The 15506-nt window shown below is 52.9% G+C and carries 11 protein-coding genes and 2 other RNA genes; 9 read left to right on the forward strand and 4 right to left on the reverse strand.

Annotated features, from left to right (window positions below):
• Positions 1-115 precede the first annotated feature (115 nt).
• The 6 genes from ACCW71_RS13090 to ACCW71_RS13115 all read left to right on the forward strand — a co-directional run bounded on the left by ACCW71_RS13090 (position 116) and on the right by ACCW71_RS13115 (position 7140).
• Positions 116-249, forward strand: a non-coding RNA gene (locus ACCW71_RS13090) — RtT sRNA.
• A gap of 43 nt (positions 250-292) precedes the next feature.
• Positions 293-426, forward strand: a non-coding RNA gene (locus tag ACCW71_RS13095) — RtT sRNA.
• A 403-nt stretch (positions 427-829) separates the two neighbouring features.
• Positions 830-1681 (forward strand): BglG family transcription antiterminator LicT, encoded by an 852-nt coding sequence (licT, locus tag ACCW71_RS13100; protein WP_436371997.1) that lies wholly within the window; start codon positions 830-832, stop codon positions 1679-1681.
• A gap of 262 nt (positions 1682-1943) precedes the next feature.
• Positions 1944-3830: a PTS beta-glucoside transporter subunit IIABC gene (bglF, locus tag ACCW71_RS13105; RefSeq protein ID WP_436371999.1), complete on the forward strand. Its 1887-nt coding sequence runs from the start codon at positions 1944-1946 to the stop codon at positions 3828-3830.
• 29 nt (positions 3831-3859) lie between these two features.
• Positions 3860-5260 (forward strand): glycoside hydrolase family 1 protein, encoded by a 1401-nt coding sequence (locus tag ACCW71_RS13110; RefSeq protein WP_436372001.1) that lies wholly within the window; start codon positions 3860-3862, stop codon positions 5258-5260.
• 254 nt (positions 5261-5514) lie between these two features.
• On the forward strand, positions 5515-7140 hold the full coding sequence (locus tag ACCW71_RS13115) for a carbohydrate porin (protein ID WP_436372003.1): 1626 nt from the start codon (positions 5515-5517) through the stop codon (positions 7138-7140).
• Positions 7141-7188: 48 nt separating this feature from the next.
• Here ACCW71_RS13115 and ACCW71_RS13120 read toward each other — a convergent pair whose 3' ends face one another.
• Complete coding sequence (locus tag ACCW71_RS13120) at positions 7189-8430, reverse strand: anaerobic sulfatase maturase (RefSeq protein WP_436372004.1); 1242 nt, start codon at positions 8428-8430, stop codon at positions 7189-7191.
• 452 nt (positions 8431-8882) lie between these two features.
• Here ACCW71_RS13120 and ACCW71_RS13125 point away from each other — a divergent pair, with 452 nt between their 5' ends.
• Positions 8883-10583 carry a sulfatase family protein gene (locus ACCW71_RS13125; protein WP_436372006.1) on the forward strand — a complete coding sequence of 567 codons (1701 nt, stop codon included), beginning with the start codon at positions 8883-8885 and terminating at the stop codon, positions 10581-10583.
• A gap of 289 nt (positions 10584-10872) precedes the next feature.
• Positions 10873-11217, forward strand: a complete 345-nt coding sequence (locus ACCW71_RS13130; RefSeq protein ID WP_436372008.1) for a FlxA-like family protein — start codon at positions 10873-10875, stop codon at positions 11215-11217.
• Here ACCW71_RS13130 and ACCW71_RS13135 read toward each other — a convergent pair.
• Positions 11214-12134: a LysR family transcriptional regulator gene (locus ACCW71_RS13135; RefSeq protein ID WP_436372010.1), complete on the reverse strand. Its 921-nt coding sequence runs from the start codon at positions 12132-12134 to the stop codon at positions 11214-11216. The genes ACCW71_RS13130 and ACCW71_RS13135 overlap by 4 nt on opposite strands.
• A gap of 95 nt (positions 12135-12229) precedes the next feature.
• Here ACCW71_RS13135 and ACCW71_RS13140 point away from each other — a divergent pair, with 95 nt between their 5' ends.
• Positions 12230-13240: a bile acid:sodium symporter family protein gene (locus tag ACCW71_RS13140; RefSeq protein ID WP_436372012.1), complete on the forward strand. Its 1011-nt coding sequence runs from the start codon at positions 12230-12232 to the stop codon at positions 13238-13240.
• Positions 13241-13267: 27 nt separating this feature from the next.
• Here the strand turns inward: ACCW71_RS13140 and ACCW71_RS13145 are convergent, their stop codons facing one another.
• A complete protein-coding gene (locus tag ACCW71_RS13145; protein ID WP_436372013.1) occupies positions 13268-13486 on the reverse strand; it encodes a DUF3820 family protein in 219 nt (72 codons plus the stop codon).
• 1 nt (position 13487) lies between these two features.
• Entirely contained in the window at positions 13488-15506 is a 2019-nt protein-coding gene (ligA, locus tag ACCW71_RS13150; protein WP_436372015.1) for an NAD-dependent DNA ligase LigA, read from the reverse strand.

The raw sequence follows: 15506 nt of genomic DNA on the forward strand, positions 1-15506 counted from the left end.
GTCGTTAGCTCAGTTGGTAGAGCAGTTGACTTTTAATCAATTGGTCGCAGGTTCGAATCCTGCACGACCCACCAATTCAGAATAAAGCGCCTTTAAGGCGCTTTATTCGTTTCCGGCACAGACTCAACCGTGCAGGATGAGAACCTGCCGCAGGTTCGACTGAATCGCAAAGCGATTCAGGCTGATGCGCCAGCATCACCCACAGGGCGAGGCACGAATGGGCCGAAGGCAATCCTGCACGACCCACCAATTCAGAACAAAGCGCCTTTTGGGCGCTTTTTTCGTTTCTGCGGCACAGACTCAACCGTGCAGGATGAGAAGCTGCCGCAGGTTCGACTGAATCGCAAAGCGATTCAGGCTGATGCGCCAGCATCACCCGCAGGGCGAGGCCCGGACGGGCCGAAGGCAATCCTGCACGACCCACCAATTCAGAATAAAGCGCCTTTTGGGCGCTTTTTTCGTTTCTGCGGCACAGACTCAACCGTGCAGGATGAGAACCTGCCCTGCCCTCTTCTCTCTTTACCTTTCTCTTTCTCTTTCACGCCTGCGCGGTAACATCCACATCGATTGCAGCCGTTGCCTGCAACCGCGAAAGCGGGGTCTTAATCCCTGACCTGTAATTTCGGTCCGTGGCGCTGGTTAAACCTGTCCCGCCCCCATTGCCAGGCATAAATCGATCCCTGTCACGTTTTGGCATCGTGAATATTGAGGCTGCGAGTGCGATCTGTATGCTTAGCTGCAACGGATTGTTACTGCACTTTAGCAGGCAAAACCAGACTTTCGCCACCTGTCGCGAGCGTCTGGTTTTTTTGTTTTCAGGGCTCAGAACATGAAGATTAATAAAGTACTGAATAATAATGTGGTTACTACCTGTGATGAGCACCATAAAGAACAGATCATAATGGGCCGTGGTCTGGGATTCAAAAAAGTAACCGGGGATGAAATTGACGAGACGCTGATCGAAAAAGTGTTTGAGCTGCGTAGCAATGAGCTGACTTCGCGACTGAGTGAACTGCTGAGCAATATTCCCCCGGAAATAGTGGCCCTGGCGGATAAAATTATCGGGCTCGCCAGACAGCGGCTGCCGGGAAAACTCCAGGACAGCCTCTATATTTCCTTAACCGACCACTGCCATTTCGCTATTGAGCGCCATCGCCAGGGCGTTGATATACGTAACGTTCTCCTTTGGGAGATTAAGCGGTTATATCCGCAGGAGTTTACTGTCGGGCTGGAAGCGCTGGAGATTATTGACCAGCGGCTGGGGGTGCAGTTACCGGAAGATGAAGCGGGTTTTATTGCGTTGCATCTGGTCAATGCCCAGCTGGATAGTCATATGCCAGAGGTCATACAGATTACGCAGGTGATGCAGGAAATACTCAACATTGTCAAATATCACCTGAGTCTGGATTATGACGAAAAAACATTGAGTTACCATCGGTTTGTAACGCACCTTAAGTTCTTCTCTCAGCGTCTGCTGAACCAGAATGGGGTGTTCAGCAGTGATGAATCATTGCACGATGTGGTCAAAGAAAAATATCCACTCGCCTATGGCTGTGCGATAAAAATTCAGCATTTCATTGCCGGGCAATATCATTACATTCTGTCAAAAGAAGAACTGATGTTTTTAACGATACATATCGAACGGGTGAGAACTGAACTGAAAGAAAAGCAGGAGCCATAATATCATTGCTGGCCGGCCGCTTTAGCCACAAAAAGTAGCTGTATTCTGGCCTGAGGCTCGCCAGCTAAAAAGTGGTCTGTCAGAGAGCAAACCGGATTGTTACCGTCTCAGTAAAAACTGAGATGGGCAAAACCTGAATTATTTTTCGCATGGCTAATGCTGCGGAGAATAATTCAGGTTTTTTTTCGTCTCTAAAACAACATCAGGCAGCTGCCAGAGTGAATCGACTGAGCGGTGACTGAGCGTGATTTAAGGATAGCGAATGAAATATAAGACATTAGCCAGCGAGATTCTGGAGGGTGTGGGCGGGCGGGAGAATATCAACAGCGTCGTCCACTGTGCGACCCGCTTACGCTTTAACCTGCAAGATCATACCAAAGCAAACATAGAAGCTCTGAAAGAAAATCCAGCCATCATTATGGTGCTGGAGAGTGGCGGTCAGTTTCAGGTGGTGATTGGTAATCATGTCGGTGAAGTCTATCAGGATCTGCTCGACGTTTCCGGCCTGAGCGGACAACTCACCCGTGAGGAGAACCGCGCACAGGGTGATAGCAAAAAACGGGCGAACATTCTGTCGCAGTTTATCGATATTATATCCGGCATCTTTACGCCGCTGATGGGGATCATGGCGGCGTCCGGGGTGTTAAAAGGGTTTTTAGCCCTCTCTCTGGCCTGCCACTGGCTGACCGCCGACAGCGGAACTTACATCATTTTATTCGCGGCCAGCGATTCACTCTTCTACTTCTTCCCCATTATTCTGGGGTACACCGCCGGTAAAAAGTTTGGCGGCAATACCTTTATTACTATGTGCATTGGCGGCGCGCTGGTGCATCCAGCCATCATTGAGGCGTTCAATGCAGCCTCAGCCGCCGATTATCAGCCACTGCATTTTCTCGGTATACCCATTACTTTTATCAACTACTCCTCCTCGGTGATTCCGATTATTTTCGCCTCCTGGATCTCCTGCTGGCTTGAAAAACCGTTAAACGCCGTGCTGCACATCAATATCCGTAACTTTTTCACACCGGCGCTGTGTCTGCTGATTACCGTGCCGCTGACGTTTTTACTGCTGGGCCCGGTGGCAACCTGGCTGAGTCATACCCTGGCCCACGGCTATCAGGTGATTTACGGTGCCAGTCCGACTATCGCTGGCGGTTTTGCCGGTGCGATGTGGCAGGTACTGGTTATCTTTGGTCTGCACTGGGGGTTTATACCGTTAATCATTAATAACTTCAGCGCGCTCGGCCATGACAACCTGATGGCGGTCCTGACGCCCTCGGTGCTGGCACAGGCAGGCGCGGCGCTGGGCGTCTTTCTGCGCACCAAAGATATGAAACTGAAAGGGGTCGCTGGCATGGCTTTTCCGGCGGGGATCTTCGGCATCACCGAACCCTCGGTCTATGGCGTCAACCTGCCATTGCAGCGCCCTTTCATTCTGGGCTGCATCGGTGGTGCCATCGGCGGCGGGATCGCTGGCTATTTCGGCACGACACAATACTCGTTTGGCCTGGCCAGTATCTTTACCTTCACCCAGATCATTCCCCCCAGCGGAATCGACAGTACCGTGTGGGGCGGCATTACCGGCACGGTGGTCGCGTTTCTGTTCGCCATGCTCACTACCCTGCTGTTCGGCATAAAACCGACCAAAGATGCCGCTTCCGCCCCCGCCGCGGCCCCGGCAGACGCGGCCCAACGTCAGCAGACCGTTAATGCCCCGATTCACGGTGAGATCGTGCCGCTGGAGCAGGTGAATGATCCCACTTTCGCCAGCGGGTTGCTGGGTAAAGGTATCGCGATTAAACCGCTGACGGGGCGGGTAGTCTCCCCCGTTGACGGAACCGTGGCGTCGCTGTTCCAGACCCATCACGCCATCGGCGTGGCGGCGGACCAGGGCGCGGAAATTCTGATCCACGTTGGTATCGATACGGTCAGGCTGAACGGCGAACATTTCACGCCGCGCGTCAGCGTGGGCGACGCCGTCAAAGCGGGCGAAGTGCTGCTGGAATTTGACCAGCAGGCGATTGAAGCCGCCGGTTATGAAACCACCACGCCGATTATTGTCACCAATAGCGACGATTACATCGACATCCTGCCCGTCGCTACAGGAACGACCAGGGAAGGGGCACCCTTACTGAAACTGATACGTTGAGTTAACCGTGTTTAAAAAGGAGAAGAACAATGAAACATCGTTTTCCTGAAGATTTTTTATGGGGTGGCGCAATCGCCGCTAATCAGGTTGAAGGAGCCTACGCGACCGATGGCAAAGGGCTCTCTACTTCAGACCTGACGCCGCAGGGCGTGTTCGGCCCTATTGTTGAGAGAACGGCGAACAGCAGCAGCATTAAAGATATTGCCATCGACTTTTACCACCGCTATCCGCAGGACATTGCGCTGTTTGCGGAGATGGGCTTTACCGTACTGCGTCTTTCTATCGGCTGGACGCGGATTTTTCCCAATGGCGATGAAAAAACGCCCAACGAGGCGGGACTGGCCTTCTACGATCGGCTGTTTGACGAACTGGCAAAATATGGCATTCAGCCGCTGGTTACCCTGTCGCACTATGAAATGCCTTATGCGCTGGTGAAAAATGAGGGGGGCTGGGGCAGCCGCAAAACCATTGAATATTTTGAACACTACGCCCGCACGGTTTTCCGCCGTTACCGCGACAAAGTCAAATACTGGCTGACGTTTAATGAGATCAATATGTCTCTGCATGAACCCTTCACCGGCGTCGGACTCCCGCGTGACAGCTCGCGGCAGCAGATCTACCAGGCGATACATCATCAGTTAGTCGCCAGCGCCAGAGCGGTCAAAGCCTGTCATGAAATCATCCCTGATGCCCGTATCGGTAATATGTTGCTGGGCTCAATACTCTATCCGCTGAGCTGCAAACCGGCGGATGTGATGGAAAGCCTGCACCAGAACCGTGAATGGCAGTTCTTTGGCGACGTTCAGGTACGCGGCGCTTATCCGGCCTATATGCAGCGTTTTTTCGCAGAGCAGAATATTGCGCTGTCAGTCACCGACCAGGACCGTGAGGATCTGAAAGCAACCGTCGATTTCGTCTCTTTCAGTTACTACATGAGTGGTTGCGTCACCGCCGACAAAGCCCAGGCAGACGCGCTTAAAGCGCGGGGAAACATTCTTGATATGGTCCCTAACCCGCATCTCGACAGTTCTGAATGGGGCTGGCAGATCGACCCGGAGGGATTACGTTATCTGCTTAACGTGCTCTATGACCGCTACCAGAAGCCACTTTTTATTGTTGAGAATGGATTGGGTGCCAGGGATGTACCGGAAGCTGACGGGACAATCAATGATGATTACCGCATCCAGTATCTGAACAGCCATCTGTTGCAGGTGGCGGAGGCGCTGAAAGATGGTGTGGAAATATGGGGGTATACCAGCTGGGCCCCTATCGACATGGTCAGCGCATCAAAAGCTGAAATGTCGAAACGCTATGGCTTTATCTACGTCGATCGTGACGACACGGGCAATGGCTCACTGGCGCGTCGGCGTAAAAAAAGCTTCAGCTGGTACGCTGGGGTGATTAAAAGTCGCGGCGATACGCTGAAATAGAGCCGCCGCCTGGGCTATTCGTCAGTGGTGAATAGCCCTTTCTCTTATGTGGCAAATAACACCGCTCAAGCTGTGCTGCTGGTAAATCAGCAGCTCGCGCCGTTATATCCGACCTTTTACCCATTACCGCTGTGCGCCTGAGAAATTAAAACCTGAAAAAAATAACTGACAACAGGGATCAGCGATCGATCCGCTAAAAGTCAGACCGCCTGCTTTCATGACGCGCTTAATACTTTATGCAAGAGATGCCTCTCATGGACAAAAAACAGACGTTAACAATTTTAGCCCTGTTCATTTATACCGCACTGACTCCCCAGAACAGCGAAGCCGCAAAACTTTCCCTGGAACAGAGGGTGGCATTGCTGGAGAAAGCCTTAGAGAGAAATAATCAGGAACTGGACTCCACCCGAAGAGAATTACAGCACTATAAGGCCTATTTTGACAAAGCACCTGAACAGACAGCGAGCAATAACCGGAAGCCAGACAGCAAAGAAAAACTAACCGCTAAAAGCAGCACCCCGGTCAGCGTCGCCTCAGCACCACAAACCGGAGCTGGCCGTTCGGCGGCAGTAGGGGATATGACGCTGGATCAGTTAAGTCAATATATCCGGGATGATATTGGCTTCAGCTATTCCGGCTATTTCCGCAGTGGCTGGTCGACCGGCACTCGTGGCGCGCCGAAGTCATATGCGATTGGCTCGCTGGGACGCTTCGGGCAGGAAAATGGCGCCTGGTATGATTTGCAGCTGTCACAGAAAGTGTATGACGATCACCAGGGTAAAGTGGCGAAGGCCGTGATCATGCTCGATGGTAACGTCGGGCAGCAGTATAACAACGGCTGGTTTGACAAAGATTCCGAGAACGTTTTGCAGTTCTCCGATATTTATCTCACCACCCGTGGATTTCTGCCGCTCGCTCCTGAGGCAGATTTCTGGGTAGGTAAACATGCGTTAAAAAAATATGAGATCCAGATGCTGGACTGGAAAAGTCACCGTACCGATGCCGGTTCCGGTGTCGGGATTGAGAACTGGCAGCTGGGTGCCGGTAAGCTGAATCTGGCATTGATCCGTGAAGATATTAACGCGCATGCGGTGGATTACCCCACCTCTGGCAGGTATCAGCAGGTCAACACCAACAGCGTCGAGATTCGCTACCGGGATCTGCCGCTGTGGGACCGGGCCTCGCTGGAGCTATCCGGGCGTTATATTATGCCGAATAAAACCCATACCAATCATAAGAATGAAAATGATGACAGCTATTATCAGGTGAAAGAGTCCTGGCTCACCGGTGTGATATTACGCCAGAATTTTTCGGACGGTGGCTTTAATGAATTAACGTTACAGGGAGCCAATAACTCGATAGCCAGTGGCTTTACCCGGCTTACCGGAGCCAATCCCTCATTCAGCAATAACGCTTCCGGTGACTATTATGGCGAGCATACCAATGGCACGGCATTCCGCTTAATATCCCAGGGAGAAAACTACCTGAATCCGCATATCATCATGGCTCATACTCTGGTTTATGCGCAGGGTAACGATCTCTACAGCTATGATACCGGCGCACATAATGATTTCGATTCACTGCGTGCAGTGGTGCGCCCGGCCTATATCTGGGATAAAAATAATCAGACCGGGGTGGAGCTGGGCTGGTTCAGACAGAAAAACCGGGCCAGCGGCGAGGTTTATACAGAGTCAGGCTATAAAACCACCCTTTATCATGCATTTAAGGTAGACACCAGTATTCTGACCTCACGACCGGAGATCCGTTTTTACGCGACCTACCTTAAAGTTCAGGATAACGAGATCAGCCATTTTGAATTTGCCGATGAAAAGAGCGACCAGTTTACTCTCGGCGTACAGGCTGAGGTGTGGTGGAAATAAAGGGAGTCGCCCGGACCGCTGCTGAAAATCTCAGCCAGACAGTCGCTATTAATGCGTCTGTCTGGCTGATGACAGCGCCGCCCTGATAATCTTACGGGCTTTAACGAGTGAAACGCCCTGCCGCATCAGTTGCAGCAGGTCCTGCATCACCGGCAGCGCGTGATTCAGGTGCAGGGAAAGTCCCTCACAGAAGTAGTTTTTATTGGGGCGGCCATCCTGCGAAAGGTTAAAGCGGTGCTTCTGGCAACCGCCGTTGCAGACCGGCCGGACAGAGCATTGCTGACATTCACTGCTCAGATTGTTGCGTTTATTCTGGCCGAAGGCGAGATGTCGGGGGGAATTAACCACGGCATGCAGATCATCATGATTAATATTACCCAGCCGGTGTTCGGGATAGACAAAATGATCGCAGGAGTAGAGGTCACCATTGGCTTCCACAATCAGATTGCCGCCACAGGTTTCACTCATCACACAGCTGCTGTGCTGACCGACCAGCTTCGCCAGCGTATCCTCAAAATTCATGACGAAAACGGTGCCGAGATCGTGCGTGATCCAGTGATCAAAAAGCGTATTGAGGAAATGGCCATACGCCTTCGCCGGAACGGACCACTCGGTGACCGCGCACTGACCGGTAAAATCAGGCTGGATTAGCGTCAGGCCATGTTCGTCAGCGGCCGCCGCGCGTCGTTCCACCAGCGGAATAAACTGCATGTAACGACTTCCCGCCCGTTTCAGAAAATGATAAACATCTTTGGGTCGTTTAACATTTTCAGCATTGATAACGGTCAGGGTATTAAATTCCACTTTATGACGTTTCAGAGCGTCCATTCCCCGCATGACCGCATCAAAAGTACTTTTTCCGGCACGGCTAACCCGATGAGCATCGTTGCTGATACGATCCCCATCAATAGATACCCCAACCAGAAAATGATTCTCTTTCAGGAAAATGGCCCATTCGTCATCGATATTAATGCCGTTAGTCTGGAAGAAATTATTAATTTTTTTATGACCCCGGTAGTGATTTTGCAGCCGAAGCGCTTCGCGGTAAAAATCGATACCGGCCAGCGTGGGTTCACCGCCCTGCCAGATGAAATCCACCACGTCCGCATCCTGTGCGGCGATATATTTAATAATATAATTTTCCAGCGTTGAGCCATCCATTTTCCAGTGACTCTTTCTTTCCGGGTAGAGATGATATTTTTCAAGGTAAAAGCAGTAGGAGCAATCAATATTGCACACCGACCCGGATGGTTTTGCCATCAGCTGAAAGTTTTTAATAGTGTCAGACATGATTTCCCCTCAGGCGCAGCCTGCATAGTCATTTCCGGGCGAAAAAAAACCCACAGGCAAACGGTAATCATTTGCGCTATGGGTTTCGCCCTTATTCTGGTAACGATCCTGTTGAAAAGGTACGCAGCTGATGGTAACGAGGCAATGAGTGAGAGAGAATATCGTGACGGTTATCACGTTATATTAAATTGCTCATCATGATGGAGAATATGGCCGCCCGGCGAGACTCTTCGCCCGCTTTTTTTATGATTAAAATCATAAAATAGTCGGATAAGGGTTGAATAAAATTATGAAATTATCATGCTAATCATCAGCGGATCGTGACTCATTAAAGGCGAAACCCGGCAGCAAAGCGAGAGGTCTATTCTCACTTTGCTGTCGGGTTTTTTCTTTTCTGCGATCTGCCCGTTGCTCCTGTCAGGATTTTATTCAGATTTAAAAGGAGAATAATAATGTATAAATTTACACTCAGTGCCCTGGCGCTCTGTTGTAGCCAGGCGTTTCTGCCGATGACCCACGCGGCAGAGGTCGATCAGCCAGCGACTCAGGCCACCGCTCAGCATCCCAATATCGTCTATATCCTGCTTGACGATCAGCGTTACGATGCGTTTGGCTTTCTTAACCCGCGGATCAAAACGCCGCACATGGACGAAATCGCGCGCAACGGCACCTATTTCAAAAATGCGTTTGTGACGACCTCTCTCTGTTCACCCAGCAGGGCCAGCATTCTGACCGGCATGTATGCGCATAATCATGGGGTGGTGGATAACAATCCTACCGACCTCTCGCGCCTGCATTACTTCCCGGAAGAGCTGCGTAAAAACGGTTATCAGACAGCCTTCTTTGGCAAATGGCACTTTGGCGGAGCGGATAAAACGGCGAAGGCAGGCTTTGCCGGATTCGATCGCTGGGTTGGGCTGCTCGGACAGGGGGACTATTATCCCATCGATATGTTTGGTAAACCGGCGATGCTCAATATTGACGGTAAGCTGACCCCGCAGAAAGGCTATATTACCGATGAACTGACAGACTATACCGTAGACTGGCTGAATCATATCGACAAAAATAAACCTTTTATGGTCTATCTCTCTCATAAAGGGGTACATGCCGACTTTTATCCAGCAATTAAATATAAAGGAAGCATGAGTAAGGTGACCTTCCCGTTACCTGATACCTATGCCAATACGCCGGAGAACTACGAAGGTAAACCGATGTGGGTCAAAAACCAGCGTAATAGCTGGCACGGTGTAGATTATCCCTATAATAAAAAGATGGATATGCAGCAGTTCCAGCGCGATTACTACGAAACGCTGCGTTCTGTCGATGACAGTGTAGGTCGGGTTCAGGACTGGCTGAAAAAAAATGGCCTCGACAAAAATACCATCATTATGGTGATGGGCGATAATGGCTTTATGTTTGGTGAACACGGGCTGATTGATAAACGTACCGCTTACGAAGAGTCAATGCGTGTGCCGCTGATTGCCTCTGGTCCCGGCTTTGCTAAAGGCAAAGTTGTTGATGACGTGGTGGCAAATATCGACATCGCCCCGACGTTTCTCGATGCCGCTGGCATCGCTAAACCTGCCAATTACGATGGTGCCAGCTTCCTGGGATTAGGCACCGATCGGCCTGACCAGCCCAAACGTAAAGATTACTTTGTCTACGAATATTTCTGGGAATATAACTTCCCCTATACGCCAACCACCTTTGCCATCCGTACGCCACAGTATAAATACATTCAGTATTACGGCGTATGGGATACCGAAGAGTTATATGACATCCAGAAAGATCCTCACGAAAAGCATAACCTCATCAATTCAGAAGATAAAAATCTGATTGAAACCAAAATTGCGCTACGTGAGAAATTATATGAAAACCTGAAAGATCATCATGGCGATAATATTATCCCTTACAACCGCCGCACCGAAGCGGGTCAGGTCTTCCGCTTTAAACCTGGCGGTGAAAAAATGGCGGACTTCCCGGCCAACTGGTTGCGTGGCGATAACCCGCGCGATAAATATTCCGGGCTGATCCCTGACGCGCTGGATAAAAAACAGACGGTAGAGAACGCTTTCGAGTCAACGGAAAAAACCGAGGCGCTGATTAAACAGATGATGGAGAAAAAGGATAAGACAGAGCAACCCGCACAATAGCCGCAGCAGGCACCTTCGGGCGGTTCATCCCGCAGGAGCAGAACCTGCTATGTGGCTGGCATGTTGCATCGCGAGCCCGCCGGTTTGCTCTGTATAGCGCGGGACCGACCTCCCGCCTGCCAGCCCATTCCCCTGTCCGGTCAGCGCCTGCTGACCGGTGTAAATCCTGCTATTACCGGTCGCCGATGCTCAGGTATAGTAGCAGAGCAGAGCAATAACAGGGGCTGAGGGTCTCCTCCAGCCCCTGTTACCTAACCATAATCATAATGAGTAACGCAGGGAGAAGATGATGTCTTCAATATCCGGCATTTTAAGCACGGCAATCAGCAGCGGTGAGAGCGGCGGCGGCAGCATGACCTCGCAGATCACGGCGCTGAACAAGCAGATCCAGAACATCATGAAGCAGCTTAAAGAGCTTTCTGGTAACAGTGATCTGACGGAAGATGAAAAAGCTGAGATGCAGCAGATGTATCAGTCGCAGATCACGATGCTGGAGGCACAGATTGCTCAGCTGCAACAGAAGCAGGCTGAAAAGGCTGAGCAGAACAGTGACAGCGTCCAGCAGAGTAGCGCAGCCCGGGCGGATGGGGTTAATCGCCCTACCGACACCCATCAGGTTGATGTCTATATTTAAAATGCCGGTGCAGCAGCGCGCTGCTGCGCCAGTAAGAGTGCCTGCTGGCGCACTTCCTGCCAGATCGCTTCGGCAGCGGGCGTCAGCGAGCGGTTCTTACGTTTGATCAGCGTCAGGCTGCGATTGATTTCCGGGTAAAGACGCCGCACCGTTAACGCGCGATTCGCCGGTAACGGCAACGCCAGCGCCGGTAAGATACTGATGCCGATCCCCACCTGCACCATCGGAAACAGCGTGGCGGGATGACCAATCTCCTGCACCACTTCAGTCTTTATATTCTGCTGCTGCATCGCCGCGTCAATCAGTACCCGGCTGCCGGAAGCGTAATCCTGCAATACCATAGTACGGCCATCCAGCATCGACCATTCTGCCCTTTCCACCCGCGCCAGCGGATCGTCGTCGCGGCACAACAGCAGAAAAGGCTCGTCCAGAATCGCGATACTGTCGAAATCCGCATCGCTGAGCGGTCCGATGACGATTCCGAAATCCACCTCGGCATTACGCACACTTTGCAGCACCCACTGCTGAGCCCGATCATGTAGTATCACTTTAATATCGGGAAAGTGCAGCTGGCTGGCCGCCAGGCATTGCGGCATCAGATGCGCCGAGATGGTCTGGCTGGCGGCTACCCTTACCGTGCCGCTGCGCTGCTCACCAAAGCTGCGAATATCCAGCAGCGTGGTGTGTATCTCTTCCAGTAGCCGTTCCATTCGCGAGGCCAGCTGTTTTCCTGCTTCCGTCAGCATGACTTCGCGGGTGGTCCGGTCAAGCAGACGAACGCCGGTCTCCGCTTCCAGCTCTTTGATACTGTGGCTGACCGCCGACTGGCTCAGCCCTATCGCCTGCCCCGCCTGACTGAATCCGCCGTAATGGGCGACGGCAATAAAGGTGCGTAACTGACGCAGGGTGTAATTCATCGAATACGCTCATAGATTGATGCAATAAATCAATTTTATTTCTAAAACCGATTCGCGCACAATCGCGCTATTGAAAAATTTACCGGATTTTAACAATGGGATTTTTAAAGCTCGATCCGATGATGGTTAAACTCATCATCACCGTACTGCTGGCTACTTTCCTGCCGGCTAAAGGGATCTACGTCGATATTTTCAGCTATCTTGCCACCGCCGCCATCGCGCTGCTGTTCTTTATGCACGGTGCCAAACTCTCCCGTGAAAAGATTATTGCGGGCAGCAGCCACTGGCAGCAGCATCTGTGGATTATGTTCAGCACCTTTGTACTGTTCCCGGCGTTAGGCCTGCTGCTGGTCTGGTGGCATCCGGCGGATGTCAGCCCGGAAATTTATACCGGTTTTATCTATCTCTGTATTCTGCCCGCCACTGTCCAGTCCGCTATCGCGTTTACCTCGATGGCGGGCGGCAACGTCGCCGCCGCCGTATGCAGCGCCTCCGCATCCAGCCTGCTGGGCGTGTTTATTTCGCCGCTGCTGGTCAATCTGGTGATGGACATTCACAGCAGCGCCCCCAGCGATGGCCTGGAGCAGATTGGCAAAATTATGCTGCAACTGATGGTGCCCTTTATGATCGGTCATCTCTCCCGTCGCTGGATTGGGGCCTGGGTCGAGAAACACCGCAGCCTGATTGGCAAAACCGACCAGACCTCGATTCTGCTGGTGGTCTATTCCGCCTTCAGTGAAGCAGTGGTCAATGGCATCTGGCATCGTGTGGGGGTAAAGACGCTGCTGTGGATTCTGGCGGGAAGCATCGTTCTGCTCACCGTGGTGCTGCTGATCAATCTGCTGGCTTCGCGCCTGTTCCGCTTTAAACGCGCGGATGAAATTGTGGTGCTGTTCTGTGGCTCGAAGAAGAGTCTGGCGAATGGTGTGCCGATGGCGAATATTCTGTTCCCGGCCAGTACCGTCGGGATCATCGTGCTGCCGCTGATGATTTTCCATCAGGTGCAGTTGATGGTCTGCTCATTTATCGCCGGACGCTATAAGCGGACCAATGAGCAGCAGCAGGCTCAGCAGGTTAAAACCCGCGTAATGGAGTCACAGAAATAGCGAACCTGCCCGCCCGCGCGGGCAGATTCATTTTTGGGTCTGGAGTGGTTTTACCAGACCCTCCAGACCCTCGATTTTAATCGTCAGCGTCAGCTGCATCAGATCGCCCAGCATGCCCGCCGGAAAGTCTCCGCTGCGGGCAAACCAGAGCAGATAAGGCTCTGGCAGATCGATCAGCATCCGCCCCTTATATTTGCCAAACGGCATCGGGGTGTTGGCGATGGCCACCAGCTGATGTTGTTCCATGTCAGGCACCCAGCAGCCGGATCATTTCCGCCTCGTCAATCACCTCAATGCCCAGCTCCTGCGCTTTCGCCAGCTTCGATCCGGCGGCTTCACCAGCAATCAGCAGATCGGTTTTCTTTGATACGCTGCCGCTGACTTTTGCACCCAGGGCGATCAGCTGCGCTTTAGCATCATCCCGATTCATCTGCGACAGCGAGCCGGTCAGCACCACCGTTTTACCGGCGAACGGACTGTCGATCTCTTCGGCCCGCACCACCACCACTTCCGGCCAGTGAATCCCGATCTCCTCGGTCAGCTGGCGGATGACGTCGCGGTTGCTCTCCTCTTCCATAAAGTTGCGCACGTGGGTAGCGACCACCTTGCCGACGTCCGGCACGGCAATCAGCGCGTCGAGGTCGGCATCCATCACTTTTTGCAGCTCACCAAAGTGGTTAGCCAGATTGGCGGCGGTGGCTTCCCCCACCTCACGGATGCCGAGCGCATAGAGGAAGCGCGCCAGCGTGGTCGACTTCGCCTTCTCCAGCGCATCCACCACGTTCTGCGCCGATTTCGGCCCCATACGATCCAGTCCGGTCAGCTTGCCCGCCGTCAGGCGAAACAGGTCGGCGGGCGTCGCGACATACTCTTTCTCTACCAGCTGGTCGATGATCTTATCGCCCATACCGTCAACATCCATCGCCCGGCGCGAGACGAAATGCTTTAGCGCCTCTTTACGCTGCGCGCCACAAATCAGACCGCCGGTGCAGCGCGTTACTGATTCCCCTTCGACCCGTTCCACGTCGGAACCGCACACCGGGCAATGGGCAGGAAACACCACTTCCCGCGCCCCTTCGGGACGATCGGCCACCACCACGTTGACCACCTGCGGGATCACATCACCCGCGCGACGGATCACCACCCGGTCGCCGATGCGTAATCCCAGCCGCTCAATTTCATCGGCGTTGTGCAGGGTGGCATTGCTGACAATCACGCCCGCCACCTGGACCGGTTCCAGCCGGGCAACCGGGGTGATTGCCCCGGTCCGGCCAACCTGAAACTCAACGTCACGCACCCAGGTCAGCTGCTCCTGCGCCGGGAATTTAAAGGCGATCGCCCAGCGAGGCGCACGTGCCACAAAGCCAAGCTGCTCCTGTAGCGCCTGGGAATCGACTTTGATCACCACACCGTCAATATCAAAACCGAGCTGTGGACGCTGTTGCTCAATGTCACGATAGAAAGCCAGCGCATCCTCAGCGTTATTAACCAGCTTAATGCGGTCACTGACCGGCAGACCCCAGGCTTTAAACTGTTGCAGGCGCGCCATATGGCTATGCGGGATTTCGCCCCCTTCCAGCAGGCCGAAGCCGTAGCAGAAGAAGGTCAGCGGGCGTTTCGCGGTGATACGCGGATCAAGCTGACGCAGTGAGCCCGCTGCGGCGTTACGCGGGTTGGCAAAGACTTTGCCGTCTGTGCGGCGCGCTTCCTCATTCAGCTTCTCAAAGCCGCGCTGGGTCATAAACACTTCGCCGCGCACTTCCAGCCGGGCCGGGATATTTTCGCCCTTGAGGCGCAGCGGAATGGCACGGATGGTGCGGACGTTAGCGGTGATATTCTCACCGGTGGTGCCGTCGCCGCGCGTCGCCGCCCGGACCAGCAAACCGTTTTCATACAGCAGGCTGACCGCGGCACCATCGAGTTTAAGCTCACAGCAGTAGGTGATCTCTTCACTGCTTTTCAGCCGATCCTGCACCCGCTTGTTAAACGCCATAAAGGTCGCTTCATCGAAGGCGTTATCCAGCGACAGCATTGGCACTTCATGGCGAACCTGTTCAAACACCGTCAGTGGCGCTGCGCCGACACGTTGCGTCGGCGAGTCAGGGGTAATCAGATCGGGATGTTCCTCCTCCAGCTGACGCAGTTCACGCATCAGGCGATCGTATTCGGCGTCCGGCACTTCCGGCGCATCCATGACGTGGTAGAGGTATTCGTGATGGCGCAACGTGGTGCGCAGTTCGGTGATGTGATCCTGGACGGATTTCAT

It is taken from the genome of Pantoea sp. C2G6 (genome assembly GCF_051336815.1).
Lineage (GTDB): Bacteria > Pseudomonadota > Gammaproteobacteria > Enterobacterales > Enterobacteriaceae > Pantoea.